At 36.5% G+C, this 17,893-nt stretch carries 17 protein-coding genes; 6 read left to right on the forward strand and 11 right to left on the reverse strand.

Annotation, left to right across the window (positions count from 1 at the left end; genetic code table 11):
* Positions 1–7 precede the first annotated feature (7 nt).
* Entirely contained in the window at positions 8–781 is a 774-nt protein-coding gene (locus AC0L5Q_RS15060; RefSeq protein ID WP_473610562.1) for a ComF family protein, read from the reverse strand.
* A gap of 54 nt (positions 782–835) precedes the next feature.
* Between AC0L5Q_RS15060 and bioH the strand changes: the two genes are divergently transcribed.
* The 3 genes from bioH (at position 836) to AC0L5Q_RS15075 (ending at position 3,157) form a co-directional block, all read left to right on the forward strand.
* Positions 836–1,648 carry a pimeloyl-ACP methyl ester esterase BioH gene (gene bioH / locus AC0L5Q_RS15065; protein ID WP_473610565.1) on the forward strand — a complete coding sequence of 271 codons (813 nt, stop codon included), beginning with the start codon at positions 836–838 and terminating at the stop codon, positions 1,646–1,648.
* A 248-nt stretch (positions 1,649–1,896) separates the two neighbouring features.
* Positions 1,897–2,193 carry a hypothetical protein gene (locus AC0L5Q_RS15070; protein ID WP_473610568.1) on the forward strand — a complete coding sequence of 99 codons (297 nt, stop codon included), beginning with the start codon at positions 1,897–1,899 and terminating at the stop codon, positions 2,191–2,193.
* 1 nt (position 2,194) lies between these two features.
* Positions 2,195–3,157: a putative metalloprotease CJM1_0395 family protein gene (locus AC0L5Q_RS15075; protein ID WP_473610573.1), complete on the forward strand. Its 963-nt coding sequence runs from the start codon at positions 2,195–2,197 to the stop codon at positions 3,155–3,157.
* Positions 3,158–3,424: 267 nt separating this feature from the next.
* On the opposite strand, the gene pyrE is transcribed toward AC0L5Q_RS15075, so the two are convergent.
* The 7 genes from pyrE to AC0L5Q_RS15110 all read right to left on the reverse strand — a co-directional run bounded on the left by pyrE (position 3,425) and on the right by AC0L5Q_RS15110 (position 10,259).
* Positions 3,425–4,078 (reverse strand): orotate phosphoribosyltransferase, encoded by a 654-nt coding sequence (gene pyrE, locus AC0L5Q_RS15080; protein ID WP_473610576.1) that lies wholly within the window; start codon positions 4,076–4,078, stop codon positions 3,425–3,427.
* A 16-nt stretch (positions 4,079–4,094) separates the two neighbouring features.
* Entirely contained in the window at positions 4,095–4,808 is a 714-nt protein-coding gene (gene rph / locus AC0L5Q_RS15085) for a ribonuclease PH (protein WP_076417697.1), read from the reverse strand.
* Between the two features lie 157 nt (positions 4,809–4,965).
* Positions 4,966–5,718: a 4'-phosphopantetheinyl transferase family protein gene (locus AC0L5Q_RS15090; protein WP_473610582.1), complete on the reverse strand. Its 753-nt coding sequence runs from the start codon at positions 5,716–5,718 to the stop codon at positions 4,966–4,968.
* A 21-nt stretch (positions 5,719–5,739) separates the two neighbouring features.
* Complete coding sequence (gene dhbA, locus AC0L5Q_RS15095; RefSeq protein WP_473610586.1) at positions 5,740–6,510, reverse strand: 2,3-dihydro-2,3-dihydroxybenzoate dehydrogenase; 771 nt, start codon at positions 6,508–6,510, stop codon at positions 5,740–5,742.
* A gap of 5 nt (positions 6,511–6,515) precedes the next feature.
* Positions 6,516–7,382 (reverse strand): isochorismatase family protein, encoded by an 867-nt coding sequence (locus tag AC0L5Q_RS15100; protein ID WP_473610589.1) that lies wholly within the window; start codon positions 7,380–7,382, stop codon positions 6,516–6,518.
* A 10-nt stretch (positions 7,383–7,392) separates the two neighbouring features.
* Positions 7,393–9,063, reverse strand: a complete 1,671-nt coding sequence (locus AC0L5Q_RS15105) for a (2,3-dihydroxybenzoyl)adenylate synthase (RefSeq protein WP_473610592.1) — start codon at positions 9,061–9,063, stop codon at positions 7,393–7,395.
* Positions 9,060–10,259: an isochorismate synthase gene (locus AC0L5Q_RS15110; RefSeq protein ID WP_473610595.1), complete on the reverse strand. Its 1,200-nt coding sequence runs from the start codon at positions 10,257–10,259 to the stop codon at positions 9,060–9,062. The genes AC0L5Q_RS15105 and AC0L5Q_RS15110 overlap by 4 nt, the downstream gene beginning before the upstream one ends.
* Before the next feature lie 188 nt (positions 10,260–10,447).
* Between AC0L5Q_RS15110 and AC0L5Q_RS15115 the strand changes: the two genes are divergently transcribed.
* Complete coding sequence (locus tag AC0L5Q_RS15115) at positions 10,448–11,683, forward strand: MFS transporter (protein ID WP_473610599.1); 1,236 nt, start codon at positions 10,448–10,450, stop codon at positions 11,681–11,683.
* A 119-nt stretch (positions 11,684–11,802) separates the two neighbouring features.
* Here the strand turns inward: AC0L5Q_RS15115 and AC0L5Q_RS15120 are convergent, their stop codons facing one another.
* The 3 genes from AC0L5Q_RS15120 to AC0L5Q_RS15130 form a co-directional block, all read right to left on the reverse strand.
* Entirely contained in the window at positions 11,803–13,416 is a 1,614-nt protein-coding gene (locus AC0L5Q_RS15120; RefSeq protein ID WP_473610602.1) for a PepSY-associated TM helix domain-containing protein, read from the reverse strand.
* A gap of 28 nt (positions 13,417–13,444) precedes the next feature.
* The gene (locus AC0L5Q_RS15125) at positions 13,445–13,729 is read right to left on the reverse strand and encodes a hypothetical protein (protein WP_473610606.1); all 285 of its coding nucleotides are present in this window, start codon (positions 13,727–13,729) and stop codon (positions 13,445–13,447) included.
* 549 nt (positions 13,730–14,278) lie between these two features.
* Positions 14,279–16,207, reverse strand: coding sequence for a TonB-dependent receptor domain-containing protein (locus tag AC0L5Q_RS15130; RefSeq protein ID WP_473610610.1), 1,929 nt, complete (start codon positions 16,205–16,207; stop codon positions 14,279–14,281).
* 145 nt (positions 16,208–16,352) lie between these two features.
* Between AC0L5Q_RS15130 and fes the strand changes: the two genes are divergently transcribed.
* Both fes and AC0L5Q_RS15140 read left to right on the forward strand, forming a co-directional pair.
* Complete coding sequence (gene fes / locus AC0L5Q_RS15135) at positions 16,353–17,684, forward strand: enterochelin esterase (protein WP_473610614.1); 1,332 nt, start codon at positions 16,353–16,355, stop codon at positions 17,682–17,684.
* Between the two features lie 36 nt (positions 17,685–17,720).
* The gene (locus AC0L5Q_RS15140; protein ID WP_076417708.1) at positions 17,721–17,891 is read left to right on the forward strand and encodes an MbtH family protein; all 171 of its coding nucleotides are present in this window, start codon (positions 17,721–17,723) and stop codon (positions 17,889–17,891) included.
* The last annotated feature ends 2 nt before the right edge of the window (positions 17,892–17,893 follow it).

The raw sequence follows: 17,893 nt of genomic DNA on the forward strand, positions 1-17,893 counted from the left end.
CAAGGCTTTAGATCGTTTCAGGTAATGCAATAGTGACACTCAGTACACTAACTGTTTGTACGCCATGTTTTTTTAGTAAAGATGAAATTTCATTAACCGTTGTGCCTGTTGTGACTACATCGTCAATTAATATGACATGTTTAGGTAACTTTATCGTATCGAGTTTTAAATCGAACGCATTTTTCATGTTGTTGCGTCGTTGGCTTCCCGATTTACCCACTTGGCTTTCAGTTTCTAATATTCGGCTAATAATATTATGTTGATAGTGAATACCACTGTATTTTGCGAATTTTTTGGCAATTAAATGCGCTTGATTATAACCACGATATTGCCATTTAGTTAAATATAAAGGCACTGACAATATAAGTTCTGGCATAGTGTTTTTTTCAAATGTATCTATGTCTTCAGAGCCTTTTTTCCAACTTTCATAAAGTAATTTACCTAATAAATCGGCAAGCTCAAATCGGCCTTTGTATTTTAATGAAGATATCCATTGTGTATAAGGCCAAGTATGGGGAGATAAGCTATGAAGGTGGTCGAATGATTTTATGGGGATTATTTTATTAATGGCTGGCCAATTAAGTAAGTCAGCTGAAATAAGTTGATAATTAAATTTTGGTAAATCACGTAAGCAAAATTGGCAAAGTAGGGGATGTTCTTCACATTGATTTCCACATAAGTCGCAAGACGATAAAGCGAGCTTTGAGGTATGAATCAGTTGTTTTATTTTATCTAAAAAGCTAAACGCGCCATGCTTAATATTTACAGCATCAAATTCCATTTCTAAGATCCTTCAAGTAAACTTAATTCCATTGTTAATCAGTATAGAAATAAAATGAGTAATTCGCTAATTACTAAACAATATATATCAGGAAATAATAGCCAGAAGGAAAAAAAAATTCCTTTAGTGTTGATTCATGGTTGGGGGCTTAATTCTGCTGTTTGGGAACCAAGCATTAAAAAATTACAGCAACATATTGATATTATTACCGTTGATTTACCCGGTTTTGGGCTAAACATAAATAAGCCACTGACAAATTATTCGTTAATCAATGTGGTTAACGAAATTCAGTCGACTATTAATACTCCTGCGATATATTTAGGTTGGTCTTTAGGTGGCTTAGTTGCCACACAATTAGCTTATAGTTTTCCTGAAAAAGTGGTTGCTTGCGTTACAGTGGCAAGCTCTCCCTGTTTTTTAAACAAAGCTGATGAAGAACCAGTATGGCCTGGAATATTACCTAACGTATTGAAAATGTTTTATCAGCAACTAGCACAGAATACACAAAAAACCCTTGAGGGCTTTTTAAAAATTCAAGCCATGGGTAGCCCTCATGTTAGGCAAGACATAAAAACTATTCGTGACTTAGTGATGCAACACTCGTTACCCACACAACAAACGTTGGCTGATTCGTTGCAATTATTAGAAACCGTTGATTTACGTGAGCAGCTACCATTACTAAAAATGCCTTTTTTACGATTATATGGAAAGCTCGATAGTTTGGTGCCTAAATCGGCAATCGAACCTATTGATGCTTTATTGCCTAATAGTCAAAAGCATATTTTTCCTAAAGCATCGCACGCCCCCTTTATTTCTCACCCTGAAGAGTTTAATGAGGTGCTTTTAGGATGGCTGGATCAACTGTAATACATCAAAAAATTAAATATTTTTTGGTTAAGGGCATTAATTATTGCGTTGCTTATTTGATAATTAGAACAGCGAGTTAGTTAAACAAACGCCTGTAGTGAGTGATTTTACCAGCATAATATAGGTTTTGTTTAATAAGGAAACGGGTTTAATTCATTTACTTTTTATCATATATGGTCAATAATTAAACATTAGCTTATATGTTTGTTTTGAGTGTTTAACACTCATGTTGTACGAAGGAGATAACCGTGGAAATTCAATCTGCATTTAACAGTGGAATACAAGGTTTTCAAAAAGCGACTGAAGACGCCAGTCAAGCAGCGTCTGATATAGTATCAAGTACTATTCTTGATCAACAAGCGGCCACTGAAAACCAACAAGCTATTCAACCTAGCTCTCAAATTAACTCACAACAAAGTACTCAACCTAACTTAACCGAATCTGTTGTTAATTTAAAAGTGGCGGAGCATCAAGCGAAAGGCTCTGCTGAAGTTATAAAAACAGCTGATGAAGCTTTAGGCACGCTATTAGACGTTAGAGTGTAAAATGAACATCACGCCGCATATTCAAAATTTACCTGTTGCTACAGCGGTTAATCCGCCAACAGATAACTTGCGTCGTGAAAATATTCAGCGACCTATCATTACTGCCCCCACAGCAACAAGTGGATCACCGGCAGAAAAAAGTACAGCAGAGAAAGAAAAAGCCTCAGGCCAAACGGGTGACCAATTTAACTTTGCTGAATTACAAAAATCTGCAGAAAAAAATGCTAGCCAAATAAATGGTAATGCAGAACAAGAGCATCAAGAAAATAATGAGCATCAACAACATGCTCAAGAAAGTGAGAAAAAGAGTAAGGAAGGAGATGGAGCAGAAAAAACATCTCCTGAACCTAATAGTTTAGAAGCCTTTCAGCATGAAAAAGAAATTCAGCAACTCAAACAACGTGATCAAGAAGTACGTTCGCACGAGCTCGCTCATGCTTCTGTTGGTGGAGCATCTACGGGGGCACCGTCGTATGAATTTCAAGTAGGACCTGATGGTAAAAAATATGCTGTAAACGGTGAAGTGTCTGTTGATTTATCTCCCGTTGAGGGAAATCCTCAAGCGACTATAGCTAAAATGCAGAAGGTGCACGCAGCAGCTTTAGCCCCAGCAAACCCTTCAGTTCAAGATACTAAAGTCGCAGCGAAAGCCGCAGAGTTAATTACTCAAGCACAAAGAGATTTAATTGCTTTGGGTTTAGAGTTTTCTGAAAGTGAAAATCAAGCAAGTGTATCGGCTCCATATAACGATGCCAGCGAAGTGTTTAATAAAGAAAAAAACACGAATGTACAAAGTAAGTCGTTTGATGAGCAAATAAATCAAACATTAAAAGCACAAGAAGAAATAGCTCCGTCAATTTCTAATGACGTAAAAGCAAGGTCTCAACGCATTGAAGGGTTTTATTCAGGAATAACGCAAGCCTACGAGAAACAAAGCTCGTATCAATTTGAATTAACCGCTTAGTACAATATTATTATTTATATAAAAAGAAACCCGCTATCTAGCGGGTTTTTTATTAGAAGTTCCGGTTAGTTAAATAACCTGGTCTCGGTTTAAGAAATAGTTAATTCCTTGAAAAATAAACATTAAAATTCGACTCGCTTCTAGTTTGATATTTCTACTTAATTCAAGGCAAATTTACGCGTCAATAGCTGGCCTATTGCAAGTGAATTTAACGCCGAAGTGACTAAAAATAGCAGCTAGAAGAACATTTATTAAGTCGAGCTCAGGTTAAATACCGTAGTTTTCTCTGTATTGCTTAATGTTATTTAAGCTATCAATTAAACTAGGCGTTTCCGTTACTTTTTCTTCTAAATAACTAATAAGATCCGCTAAGGTTACAATCGAAATAACTTGTGTTCCAAAGTCACGTTCAACTTCTTGAATAGCGGATAACTCACCTTGGCCTTTTTCTTGGCGATCTAACGCAATAAGTACACCTGATAATTCAGCTCCGTGATCTTTAATAATTTCCATTGATTCACGAATAGCTGTACCTGCCGTAATTACATCATCAACCAACATAACTTTACCTTGCAGCGGAGAACCAACTAAAGAACCGCCTTCACCATGTGTTTTAGCTTCTTTACGGTTAAAACAGTACGGTAAATCCATATTATGATGATCGGCTAATGCTACTGCTGTGGTTGTTGCAATAGGAATACCTTTGTAAGCAGGGCCAAAGAGTAAATCAAACTCAATGTTTGAATCAGCTAATGCCGAAGCATAATAACGGCCCAGCTTTGCTAAATCGCCACCCGTGTTAAACAAACCTGCATTAAAAAAATAAGGGCTAGTACGGCCAGACTTTAAAGTAAATTCACCAAAGCGTAATACATTTTTAGCTAAAGCAAATTCGATAAATTCGCGTTGATAGTTTTTCATGAATATCGTGTCCTAGTTAATTTAAAGCGGCTTTTTGTGCGTCAAATAATTCGTTAATGCCTGCTTTAGCAAGTGCTAGCATTTCTTGTAACTCATCAAAGCTAAACGGTTCTTCTTCTGCGGTACCTTGTACTTCAATCAGCTTACCTGTATCTGTCATCACTACATTTAAATCAGTTTCAGCGGCTGAATCTTCTGGGTAATCTAAGTCGGCTACGGCTTCGCCTTTATAAATACCAACTGATACAGCGGCAATCATATGTTTTAACGGATTTGTTTTAATAATATCTTTAGCGCGCATGTAGTTAAGGGCATCAACTAATGCCACACAAGCACCGGTAATAGACGCTGTACGTGTACCGCCATCAGCTTGAATAACATCACAGTCAATACTAATTGTATTTTCACCCAAGGCTTTTAAATCAATCGCTGCGCGTAATGAACGGGCGATTAAGCGAGAAATTTCTAACGTGCGACCACTTTGCTTACCGTTTGCAGCTTCTCTTCTCATACGCGTATGCGTTGAACGAGGTAACATACCGTATTCAGCAGTAACCCAACCTTTACCTTGGCCTTTTAAAAAGCGAGGAACACCTACTTCAACTGAGGCAGTACAAATAACTTTAGTATCGCCAAACTCAATTAAAACTGAGCCTTCAGCATGAGTAGTAAATTGACGAGTAATGGTAACAGGACGAATTTGCCCTAGAGTTCTGCCGCTTGGACGCATGTTTAAATTCCTAACATTAAATAATTGCTGGGCATTATAATCGTTCAATTAGAATTTTGACATAATGACGGTTAAGTATTTTCGTATATATAGAACTCAGTGGTAAATAAAAGTAAATTCACGCAAAGCTTATGTAAGGGTATAAAGCCTATGATTGCTAGGGATAACTGAGTTTTTCTTTTTTTACTGTGATTTTTGTAACCACATGAACATTATTAATGGTATAGGTACATTTGAATTTATCGCCACATTTTATAGTGTTTGATAGATCTGTTATTAGCGTTAAAGTGAGTTCTTTTTGTCTGAACGAACCTGAAGTCACTTGAGCAGCAGAAAAATCAAAGTATTCCCCTATATTTTTATATAAGGCTTTAAACAGGCTTTCTTTTGCTGAAAAAATAACGGTAAGGGCCTTATTCAGAGGTAAATGAGGTATCAAGGATTCATATTCTGAGCTAGCTGTAATTATAGAACTTTCAATATTTTGGCGATCATTTTCTGATATCCAATGTTCGATATCTAGGCCAATATATTGATAATATTTATTCTCGCTAATTATACACTGTGCAATATTTGATGAATGAGATATTGAGCCTATAATACCGCTTGGCCAAATAGGCTCTCTATTTTCACCAATAGGTATATGCCAAAAAGGCTTTCCCATTGTTTGTAATGCTACTTTAGCTAAATAACGGCCAGCTAAAAATTCAGCTTTCCTTTTAGGTACCGCTCCTTTCAAACTTTCGGGTAATTTTATATTTAAAAGCTCAAAATTTCCGTCATTAAATAGCTCAGGAAAAAAAAGGCACTCAGTGGTAATCAAGCCATTGTGACATTGAATAATTGTTGACTTTAAATCTACACAATGAGTGTTTGAGTTTACGTTAAATTTTAAATTATTAGCTAACATATTTATTAAGCCGAGTTCAGGTTACTTACCTAACGTAGCGCCACCATCAATAACAATGTCTTGTAATGTGATATGACTTGCGTTTGGCGAACATAAAAAAATAACGGTATCGGCTATATCTTCAGGCGTTGCCAATTTTCCTAATGGAATGCCTGGTTTAAATTGTTCAGGAAAACCATTAATGGTTTGTTCTTCTCCTTGAGAGTCATTCCAAAGCGACCATTGCATTGGTGTTTGTGTAGAACCTGGCGATATTACATTACAACGAATGCCATATTTGGCTAGTTCAATGCCTGCAACTAAAGTGAGGTTAGTTAAGGCTGCTTTAGATGCACTATACGCGCCCATTGACATGCGAGGCATATGAGTAGCATTTGACGATATATTAACGATAACGCCTTCTTTGTTTAACTTCATTTGAGGAATAACTTGTCGCATAAGATGAAAAGCACCTGACACATTCACATTAAATGAAGATGTCCATTGTTCGGTAGTCAAATCCATAATATCGCCCATTTCTAGTATCCCAGCAATATTGACCAAAATATCGACTCGACCATAATATTTTAATAATGATTTACAAGTATCTGTAATGGCTATTTCATCACTAATATCTAAAACTACTTGAGTTATTTTATGGTTAGGTAAGCTAAATTCTCGGTCAAAACCAATAACTTTTGCACCTAATTGCTGAAACTGTTTGGCTGTTTCTGCGCCAATTCCTTGATTAGCTCCAGTAACCCATACTATTTTATTTTGCCAGTCATTGTGGCCTGATAATTTAGAATACATATTGATCACACGTTTTGTTGTTGATTAGGATTTGATAGGATCGCCCAAAAACCATTAATACTTGGAGATTTAGCGAGCTCAACAAAAGTTACATTAATCCCTTGTTTTTGCCATTTAGACATTAAAGTCATCACTGAAACAGAATCTAACCCAAAATCTATTAAATTATCGTCATCATCTAAATCTTCAGCATCTTCAATTAAAGGCAGTATTTGTGAGCGAATGGTGCTTTTTGAGAGTAAGTTAATGTTAACAATGTCGTCTTTACATACGACTCGTCCTGCATTTTTTGAAATATATTTCAGTGCCATTAAATGGTCTTCTAAACTAAAGTCAGCAATTGCATCGGCAATTAAAAATGGCTTAATGTCATTCATAAAAGCATCTACGGCTGTTTGCATAACACCAATATGACCGTAAATTCCGCAAATTAAGAGTTGGTTCCTATTTTGTGATTGCATCATTTCGGCGAGCGGTGAACGACAAAATGCACTATAGCGCCATTTGGTTAATACAATGTCATGCTGATCAGGTGCTAGCTCAGAGATAATAGATTGCTTTTCTGGGTATTGTGGTAGTCCTTTCCCCCACATGTCGTTTAATAAAGCTCTATCTTCATCCGATTGTTCTTTAGGTTGAGCTGTATAATAAACGGGGATGTTGTGCACTTTACAAAATGATTTAAGTTCAACAATATGTTGAATGACCTGTTCAATTAACGGGTTGTTTTGGCCGTAAAATTCAATGAAATATTCCTGCATATCATGTATTAACAATGCCGATTGGTTTGGTTCAAAGTCCCAAGAAACTTTGTTTTGTGGGATATCAATTGATGACGGTAATTTGTAAGCTTCTAAAGATTTAATAGACATAATAATCCTGTTAACAAGTGCTTTCTGTGATAAGTGAATTACGTAGGCAGCGTTTGTCTATTTTGCCTACGGCTGTTTTGGGTAAGGTATCAACCATTGTGATGTGATCAGGTATTTTAAAACTGGCCACTCCATGTTCTCTGAGGAATCGACGAATATCTTTTTTCTTTATTAGAGAATTGCATACAACAAAAGCACAACTGCATTCACCCATAATGTCATCGGGTATTGCGACTAAAGCGACATCTATTATTTCGGGCATATGTAAGAGTAATTCTTCTATTTCTTGTGCATCTATTTTTTCACCACCGCGATTGATTTGATCTTTGTTTCGACCCATAACAATAAGGTGTCCTGATGGTGTTTGTTTAACAAGATCACCTGTACAGTAAAATCCATCTTTATCGAATGCTCGTTGATTGGCGATAGGGGAGTTATAGTAGCCTCTGAAAGTGTAAGGTCCTCGTGTCCATAACGCGCCGGTTTCCCCCATCGCAACAGGGGCCCCTGATTCGTCTACTATTTTTATTTCATCGCCGGGCGACATTGGCTTTCCTTGAGTGTTGTTAATATGCCAAATGTCATCGGTATAGTGTGTATAATTGACTAATCCTTCCGCCATACCAAATACTTGCTGTAGCGTACAATCCAGTTCGCTATTAACTTTTTCAGCAATAGCCGAACTAAGCTTTGCGCCGCCAACCTGTATGGTTTTTAATGTGTAAAGCTGCTGTCTTTGATTGTGACCATTGTGTCTATCAGCAATACTATTTAACCAAAGATGTAGGGCAGGCGGGACTAATGCTGTAAAAGTAACGTTATGTTGATAAATTAATGGGAAACAAATCGTAGGGCTAGGGTCTGCTGCTGTGACGACTGTTCCTCCAGCATAAAATACACCTAAGGCACCTGGCGAACTTAACGTAAAGTTGTGCGGTGCTGGTAAGGCACATAAATAAATAGTGTTGTTTGAAAGTTGGCAGATTTCAGCACTTTGTTTGACGCTATAATAGTAATCGTTATGAGTTCTGGGTATGAGCTTAGGCGTACCGGTACTTCCACCTGATAGTTGAAAGAATGCAACCTTATCTGCAGTCGTTTCTTCTTGAACTTTTTTACATTGATTATGTTTCCCAAATATAAACGCGGAATTTTCGTTAGCCCAATAAATTGGAGCTAATGTATTCTTATGTGGAGTATCACCCACAATAAGAATGTTTTGAGGCTGTTTACAGTTAGATTTAATTTTATCAATAAATTGAGTGTCGTCATTAGCAAGTAAGGGGTGCTGGCTTGATAAAATAACCAAAGAAGGTTTTACCTGCTGGCTAAATGAAAGTAATTCATATGAGCTATGATTAAATAATGCATTAATAGGGGCTATACCGCATTTTAATAAGGCAAAAAATACAATGTAAAATTCCGCACTATTAGGCAGGTGTACTAATGCTATGGCATCATTATCAATGTTCCGCATTAATAACTGCGCTGCGAGTTGGTTGCTAAGCACATCAATATCTTGATAGGTAAACGTTCTGTTATTACAAATTAGAGCAATTTTATTTGCATTGTTTGACAGTTGTTTTTGGATAATATGGGTTAAAGGTTTATTTATCCAATACCCACTATCTATATAGTGTTGCGCAATATCATTTGGCCATTGTGTAAAAGGAATACTCATGCGATATGTTCCACTTGTTTGGCTACATTTGGTTTTATCTGCTGAGACTCTAAGCCTAACGCTTTTAGCATAGTATTGAGCTTAGCTTCAGTTTCGTTAAATTCAGCTAAGGGATCAGACCCATCCACAATACCGGCTCCCGCATAAAGACGAATTTTATTTTGTTTAATAACACCACATCGAATGGTAACAACCCATTCACCGTTACCTTCTGAATCCATCCAACCAACGGCTCCACAAAATTGATCTCGCTCGTACCCTTCAATATGCTGAATAACTGATTTAGCAAGATCCGCCGGGGTACCACATATCGCAGGAGTTGGATGTAAAGCATATGCCAGCTCTAATACATTGGTGTTTTTAGATATGAGTGAGCCGTTAATTTTTGTTGATAGGTGTAACATGGTTGGTGTTTCAATAATTGATGGTTCATTAGGGGTATTTAGTGTTTGGCAGTATGGGGTAAGGCCACTCGATACCGCATCAGCGACCAATTTATGTTCGTATCTATCTTTTTTACATTGAAATAAATCGTTCGCAGATTCTTTATCTTTTTCCAGATAATTTACCCGTTTTCTTGAACCAGCAAGAGGATTGCTACTTATTTCAGAGCCTTGCTTTCTTACTAATAACTCTGGACTTGCTCCAATTAACGTAGTGCCGTTTGATTGTGGAATTGAAAAAATAAAAGCATTAAGGTTTTGCTGATATAAAGTGGCGGCCATGGTACTTGCATTAAGTGCAATATTTGTTTCAACATCAATAGCCCTTGATAAAACGACTTTATTTAAACCTGTATGTTTAGATAGAGAGAGGGCTTTATTTACTGCCACTTTAAAGTGATTTTCTCCAGTAACTTCTGAGATGGAACTTAACGGATTTACACCTTTGTATTTAGGTGAATTTAATCTTAGAGATGAAGAAAACTGAGTCTGTTTGGGTATAAATAACTCGGTTTCGCTTGATGTATCAAAAGGGATAGAACCAATGACAATAGGATTTTCATGCCCGCTTAATTTTAATGTATGTAAACGAGATTTTATCGTTTCTATAAAGGCGCTTTGACTAAGACCTTTATTTGATATTTTGCATTCAATTCCGTAGGCCGTTAATGATTGGCCTTTAGATGTAAAAATAAACTCAGGTTCTGATTTTAAAGAATATTGTTCTTTAATCGTATCGTTATTGCATTTCATCTTGAAGCTCCCTTTATAAATTAAAATCCAGATGAGATATATTCGCATGAGAATTATTTAAAAGTCAATATAAATAACAATGATTATCATTTGTGTTTATCTGGTTGATGTGTACAATTGCTCTATCGTAATTTTTGAGAGATTAAACGGCTCTCTATTTTTATTTCACAATGTCTCAGGAAGAGAATATGACTTTACCTAAAACTGAACAGTCAGCTCCAAATAAACTTGTTATTAGATTAGCCTTTTTAATAAATATTATTTCACTAGGTGGATTTATGATGGTTGTCCCGCTGGGACCCGACTTAGTTGACAGTATTAATTTTAACCCCGCACATATTGGCTATCTTATAGGTGGAAGTATGTTTGGTTCAGCATTAATGACGTGGTTACTAGCGGGGCATATTGATAAATATGACCGTAAAAATGTGCTGGTGATATTTCTGTTATTACGTGGTGTATGCTTAATTGCTTGTGGGTTTGCTATATCACCTCTGATACTTATTTTACTGTTTACATTATCAGGGTGTTTTACGGGGCCAGCGTCATCTGTATTAATGGCATCGGTTATCGATGTAACTCCACCGCCTCATAGAGGAAGAGTTATGGCTTTTCTAGGTAGTGCTTTTTCTATTGCTGCAGTTATTATGGTACCCATATCTTTGTGGATATCTCTTTATTTTTCTTGGCAAATAAACTTTTGGTTTTTTGGTTTATTAGGATGTGCGCTTGCTTTAGTGTGTGTCTTGATCTTCCCGAAAATGACCTCTCATATTCAACCACAAAAAAATGAGGTGAAAAATATTTCAGTTGTTCGTCAATTATTTTCTCAATTCAAAGTGAAAGTGGCGTTTTTAGTGGTTGGTTTACAAATTTTTGCGCATTTTCTTATTATTAGTAATTTTTCAGCTTACTTTCAGTTTAATTTATCATTCCCACGAGAACATATGTCGGCCTTATATTTTAGCGGTGGGTTAGCCAGTTTTATCATGCTGCAATTTTCTGGTAGGTTATTCGACCAAGGTATGCGCCATCAATTACATCTCGTGAGTGCTTTGTTAGCTGTTGTAACTATTTACTTTATTTTTATATCTACTCCTAAAACAGAATATTTATTTGTTCTTTTTGCCTTAATGATGACATTTAGTACTATTCGTACCAGTGTTACGGGAAGCATTGTTAGTCACTTACCTGCACCACCTCAACGAGCTGCGTTTATGTCTTTAAATAATACCGTGAGTAATATTGCATCAGGCGCAGCGGGTTTTTTATCTGTAGCCGTATTATCCGTAGATGAAAACAGCAATATACTGGGCATGGATGTCGTCGCCATGGTGAGCATTATTCTTACGGTTATTTCTCCTATTTTATTGTGGAAGTGGGTTAATCATAAAATGTTACTACCTAGCGCCAAACCTTGTTGATTGTATGAATACAGGTATTTGACTGCTATTGATAATAAAAAACCACCTTTGTTACAAGGTGGTTTTCTTAAACGTTCTTTCAAGTTTTAAAAAGTACTTTTGTTGTGCTTGTTCACACTTTATTTAATAACGGGTTGCAGAGACCATACGCTATCAGGCTCTCCATTTATTGCTCTTAACTTCGCTTTTTTAGTTAATACCAATAACACAATGCCTGTTATTAACGCGGTAATATCGACTCCCAATGTTGAATTGGAGAGTGATGACCATATAGGCAATAAATCGAACCAAGCGATAATTGATGTAATCGGAATAGCAAATGCTGCTATTGCGGTAAGGTAAAGTAATTCTATCCCTGCTCGGGCTGCACCCCTTATAAAAGCCCAACAAACAGCACTAATGAAAAAGCTATAATACAAGCCATAATAGTAATGATTTATGTTGTTTACATGCAGGTATAACCATTTGCCAACTACCATGGTTAATAACACGGCGGTTAAAGATCCCAAGCAAACGCCTACCGTAGCACTTGCCATGTTGTAGCAAGCTCTTGATTGCACAGGAGTAGGGGAGTTAGCCTTTTGTTTTATTCGACGTTTTTCTAACCAAAGAATATTCCCTGAATAAAATAAGAACGCACCGCTAATACCAAGAAAGAAATAAAGCCAGCGCACTAAATCACCTCCGTAGCTACCAAAATGTAAGGCAAAAAAAGTGGCGACAATTCTATTCCATAGCCCTTCGGGTGTAGGATTTAATGTACTGTTGAGTATCATGCCGTTGTACGGATGAATGAAAATATAATCGGTAATAGGCCCTCTCATTACATAGTCAGGGTTATAAACACCTAAGCGAACAACGGCTCTATCTCCTTGTAAACCTGTAAACATCATATTAGTTACTTGAAAATCTGGTGCGACAGACTTTGATTTTTGAAGTAACTCTTCAACGGATAATAAATTTTGAATTTCAGCAGGTACTTCTATTTTGGATACAGGTCGTGAAAACATAGGTTCTTCACCGTATACCATTGTTTGTAATCCGCCATATAAAACATCATGAAAGGCAAAAACAACAACGGTGACACTCATAATGATATGAAAGGGTAAGCTAGTTAGCCCAACAATATTGTGAGAATCAAGCCAAAACCGGCTCGTTGATTTGTTTTTTCTCAATGCTAAGAAGGTTTTTACTAAAGAAGGCAGTAAAAATATAACACCTGAAACTAACGCTAAAAAATATAAAACTGACGCGACACCTAGGATTAAAACGCCGAGTTCTTCATGGCCTACTTCTCCTGGAATTCCCGCTGTTCTATGTAACATATCAATTAGCTCAGCTAATACCGATGGTGTAACTTGTTGCGTTACTAAGTCACTAGCCTCGTTTAGTGTACCGTGCCATTGTGTTGTTTCTAATGTTAAGCCTCTACTTTGAGGCGTATCATGCCAAATAATAGGGGACTGATTTAATTCTTTAGCATTAAAAAATAATGTAAAACCTTGGTGAGCTGCTGGTTTTTGCTCAAGCACTTTATCCACTAACTGCTGATATTGCATTGCAGGAATGGGGGATAATATTTCAGCAGGGGGAGCCATCCAGCGATCTATGTTGGGTTTAAACATAGTTAACGAACCAGCATAAAACGCGATAAATAAAACAAGCCCAGTGACTATACCAGTCCAAATATGTATAGACTGATAAATTCTGAGAATATCACTACGTACTTTCATTTTTTTTCCTTACATTGATTCGTATCAATTAAAATTTAAGCCAAGTTAATATTAATCCTGCCACTATATTGCAGCTGCATAACCATAAAAAGGCTTGCTTCCCTGAAGGAAATAAATAGGTAAAACTCAGTATAAGAAGCCAAATAGGTGAGATGATCCACATAACAAATTGCACTTTATTTGGTGCTGTTATGCCTTGGTAACCCGCCCATGCAAAAATACCGCTGAGTAATATAGCTAACGACAATCCAAGTATTGAGCCTGACAAGCTTTTACTTAACCAGTCAGGCTTTATTTTTTTGTTTGTATTCACTTTATTTTCCTTTTGGTTTTATTGACGATAAAAATGGCAATAAGCCTAAAACGAACATTAATAGAGAGATACAGGTAAATATTGCTGTATTAGTTGGGTAAAGCGTTAAAAATCCAATAAAGGATATTATCAGCACCATATAACCAATGTAGCGCCAAGGTTTTATCAAAGGTTTTTTAAGCCAGTTTTGATGTTTTAGTGTGATATAAAATAGGCAACAACTCATAATAAATATGATGATTAATGTAATTTTCATTTTAGTTAAATTATTTAATAACTTGAGCTCGGTTTAATAGATATTTAACAAGTTGAAATATAAAAAATGATTTCATTGAAGCCCTAACTTGATATTTTTTCTTAATTCAAGGCAAATTTCGCGTCAATAGCTAGTTAGTCTATTGCAAGTAAATTTAACGCAGAAGTTAGGAAAATTAGCCGCTAGAGAAACATTTGTTAAGCCGAGTTCAGGTTTAATAGTCTTACGGAAAAAGGGACTCAAGTAATGAGTCCCTTAACGTTTTATATACTTTTTAGCAAAATGCTCATTAATTAAAAACTAAATGTGCCACCAATAAATAATGAACGACCTTGTAAAATAGCTTCTGAAGTGGGCTCATCTAAAACAGGCTGTTCATCTGTTACGTTAGCCATACCAGCTCTTAGTTGAATAGCATTACTCACTTTATAATTAACACCTAGATCAACCAGTGAGTAGCCAGACATTTCTTCTGTTCTGCTATTTAAATGTTCACCGTAATAATTAACATTGGTGTATAACGAAACTGAGTCAATGACTTGCCAGCTTACTTTTACATTCCCGGTATTTTCTGGACGATAAGGTAAAGATTGGCCATTTTCATCTTCAGTGGTTAAATAAGAGTAATTTAGGTCAACAGAAACTGTTTCGCTTAAAGCAGCAGAAGCCATAAGCTCTAAGCCTTGTAAGTCTACTTCTGTGCTGTTGAAATACAGTCGTGATGGGCTAACGCCATCCCAAGCACTTACTGCTATTAAGTTTTTCACTGTGTTATTAAAGATAGTGGCAGACATAGACCAGTTTTCTTTATTCACTAAAACAGATAATTCTGTATTAGTACTCGTTTCTTCTTTTAAGTCAGGGTTACCTTGAACTGTACAAGCCCCAGCACAACTTACTGAGCCAAATGATTTTGATGATTCAAATAACGTAGGTGCTCTAAAGGCTTTACCAACTCCACCTTTAATAACAACATCATCGTTGATTGAATACACTAAGTAAGCGCGAGGACTGGTATGTGTGCCATATTCTTCACTGTTTTCTATGCGGGCACCAAGGGTTGCTATTAATGATTCACCTAATTGGATTTCATCTTGTGCAAACACTGACGTTAAGCTAATGCTATCTCCACCGGTTTCAGGGTATTGAACTGGATCATCTATCTCTGTATCTAAATATTCAGCGCCTAATGTAATGTCGTGTTTATCTAATGGTAGAAAAACGGTTCCTCGAGCGGTTGTAAATGTTTCTTTTATGTCTCTACCCAGTGGAGGTTGAAGGTTGTAGCGAGAATTATAATCGTATAAATCCGCTTCAGAACGGTTAATTAAAACTTGCGTTCCGCCCCAATCAAATTCAGCTTTATGGGTTATACCAAAGGTAAGTCTGTCGATTGATTGTTCTCTAATCGCTCCACCATAATTAGTGGGTGGTACTTCATCTTCATCTTTAGAAAGATCGAAATCAATAGATTGATTTTTAGATATATTCCATTGAAGAGAGGTTGAAAATTTTAAGGTTTCGCGTTTTTCTATGGTGTCATGATTTGGTGTAACCTTGTCGTAATTCCAGAAATCTTGTTCTGCTTTTTCAGCAGAAAAAGTCAGTGACAATTCATCATTAATTTGTCCGCTTGTGTATACGTTAGCGCGGTAACGATCACCGCCATCACCTTTACTCATAAAGCCAGATTCAGCACTGACTGTTGTTTTCCACTCTTTAGAGGGTGACTTAGTGATGATGTTTATAACACCGCCAACAGCATCTGAACCATAAAGTGCAGACATTGGACCGCGAACAACTTCTACACTGCTGATTGATGATAATGGAATTGAAGTATTGTCAAAATTACCTCCTCGCCATAATCCATTACTTGAAGATACACGCTTACCATCTACTAGCATTAATACATAATCTTCGTCCAAGCCACGTAAATTAATTTCATTTCGTCCACCAGCCCAGTTGGTAATAGATACACCCGCTAAACCTCTTAATGCATCGCCAATGTCTTTAATTGGCATTCTTTCAATATCTTCAGGTGTTAGAACTGAAATGGAAGCAGGCGCAGTAATGGCAACGTGTTCATTACCTGTTGCCGTTACCACCATATGTTCAATATTTTTATGTTCATCAGCTAGTGCTGAAAATGAAGATATACCGCAACCAATTGCTATAAGAGTTTTTAGTGGGTAATTAGATTGATTGTGTTTTCTATGTTTCATGAAAGTCCTTTATTTTATTTTTTAAAAACATTTTTCTTAGTTATGCTAATCTTAACAATAATGATTCTTATTTACAATAATGTTTGGTTCTATTATATTATTAATCGCAGCTTATATTTTTAAATTTTTAGCTTAAGGAGGTTCTTTGTTGTTAAAAGGGAATGTTGGACATGATACTTGGTGGAAAAATATCGCAGAGATGGGAACGCCAATTATCGATTGTAAAGGCGATAAATGTACTGTCACCTTTTTTTGGCGAGATCCTGAAGGTAATGAAGAGAGCTCTTCAACATCAGCGGTTTATATTGAGGTTAATTGTATAACTGATCATCATAAATCTGAACCTGAGACTTTAACAAGGGTTACTGGTACAGATGTATGGTATTGGCAAACAGAGCTTTTATCTGACTGGCATGGAACCTATCAATTTATTCCTGTTACGTCTGATTATTTGCCTCCCGTTGTTCAAGTGAGCGGTACAAGTTATAACATTCAACAAATGAAACAAAATCACCGTCAATGGTGGCGTTCAATCTTACCTTTTTCAGTCGCAGACCCTTTTAATATATTAAGTCCTAAATATTGTATATGGGGGCAAAGTCGATCTCATTTATATCTTCCTAATGCTGAGTATTACAACATATGGAAAATATGGGATGCATCAGAAACAGACCAAACATTGCCTTATAAAAATAATTGTTCGTTGTTAGCGTCTTTGCAGTGGAAAAGTCAATTGCTTGGAAACGAACGCACGGTATGGGTATTTGAAACTCAAAATTCACACTCAGATTTACAAGGTGATAAGCCTTTAGTTTTATTACTTGATGGAGAGATTTGGGCGGAGTACATGCCAATTTTTTCTGCGTTACAACAGCTTACTGAAGAAAGAAAGCTGGCTCCTGCATTTTATGTTTTTGTAAATAATACGTCGCCGTCAAATAGGCAAGTTGATTTTGGCTGTAATTCTTTGTTTTGGCAGGCAATAAAAGATGAGCTTCTTCTTGATGTTAATCAGCGATTTAACCATCGAGTTTCATTAAAAAAACGTGCCGTAGTAGGGCAAAGCCTAGGAGGTTTAGCTGCCATGTATGCAGGGCTAAGTGGCCTTGGTATGTTTAGTCATGTGTTATGTCAATCAGGTTCGTTTTGGTGGCCTGACTCATCTTTAATGTCTCAATGGATGAAGGCAGATAAAAGCGTCAAGGAAGATGGTTGGTTAACTACGGAAGTATTAAACAGCAACATAGCTAATGTAAATACGCATATTGTTATGCAGGTAGGTGATCAGGAAAAACGGTTACTTGCACTGAATCATCATTTTTTTAAATCGCTAGTAAAAACTCATCATAAAGTCAGTTTCACCGAATATTGCGGTGGACACGATCAAATTTGTTGGCGAGAGGGGCTGGTTTCTTTTCTCTTGCAGTACCTAACTGTACCAACATTAATAGCAAATAAGAGAACAACTATTTTGTAAATCATAACGCAACTACATCGTAATTAAGGATAAATAATGAGCGAATACCAAAATCCATTTGATAATACGGATCACCAATTTTTTGTTTTAATCAATGAAAAGGCTCAACAAAGTTTGTGGCCAAATTCTATTCATATTCCCGATGGATGGAATGTTGTATTTGGTCCTGATGAAAGAGAGAACTGTATTACCTTTTTAGCTGAATGATA

The organism is Pseudocolwellia sp. G5-9 (assembly GCF_055808995.1).

What these genes read in the sequence shown, in the direction of transcription:
- AC0L5Q_RS15090 (WP_473610582.1), bottom strand. Translation starts at nt 5,718, where the DNA reads ATGTTAGCTAATAATTTAAAATTTAACGTAAACTCAAACACTCATTGT.
- pyrE (WP_473610576.1), bottom strand. Translation starts at nt 4,078, where the DNA reads ATGAAAAACTATCAACGCGAATTTATCGAATTTGCTTTAGCTAAAAAT.
- AC0L5Q_RS15110 (WP_473610595.1), bottom strand. Translation starts at nt 10,259, where the DNA reads ATGAAATGCAATAACGATACGATTAAAGAACAATATTCTTTAAAATCA.
- AC0L5Q_RS15130 (WP_473610610.1), bottom strand. Translation starts at nt 16,207, where the DNA reads ATGAAACATAGAAAACACAATCAATCTAATTACCCACTAAAAACTCTT.
- AC0L5Q_RS15100 (WP_473610589.1), bottom strand. Translation starts at nt 7,382, where the DNA reads ATGTCTATTAAATCTTTAGAAGCTTACAAATTACCGTCATCAATTGAT.
- dhbA (WP_473610586.1), bottom strand. Translation starts at nt 6,510, where the DNA reads ATGTATTCTAAATTATCAGGCCACAATGACTGGCAAAATAAAATAGTA.
- AC0L5Q_RS15115 (WP_473610599.1), top strand. Translation starts at nt 10,448, where the DNA reads ATGACTTTACCTAAAACTGAACAGTCAGCTCCAAATAAACTTGTTATT.
- AC0L5Q_RS15075 (WP_473610573.1), top strand. Translation starts at nt 2,195, where the DNA reads ATGAACATCACGCCGCATATTCAAAATTTACCTGTTGCTACAGCGGTT.
- bioH (WP_473610565.1), top strand. Translation starts at nt 836, where the DNA reads ATGAGTAATTCGCTAATTACTAAACAATATATATCAGGAAATAATAGC.
- rph (WP_076417697.1), bottom strand. Translation starts at nt 4,808, where the DNA reads ATGCGTCCAAGCGGCAGAACTCTAGGGCAAATTCGTCCTGTTACCATT.
- AC0L5Q_RS15140 (WP_076417708.1), top strand. Translation starts at nt 17,721, where the DNA reads ATGAGCGAATACCAAAATCCATTTGATAATACGGATCACCAATTTTTT.
- AC0L5Q_RS15105 (WP_473610592.1), bottom strand. Translation starts at nt 9,063, where the DNA reads ATGAGTATTCCTTTTACACAATGGCCAAATGATATTGCGCAACACTAT.
- AC0L5Q_RS15120 (WP_473610602.1), bottom strand. Translation starts at nt 13,416, where the DNA reads ATGAAAGTACGTAGTGATATTCTCAGAATTTATCAGTCTATACATATT.
- AC0L5Q_RS15060 (WP_473610562.1), bottom strand. Translation starts at nt 781, where the DNA reads ATGGAATTTGATGCTGTAAATATTAAGCATGGCGCGTTTAGCTTTTTA.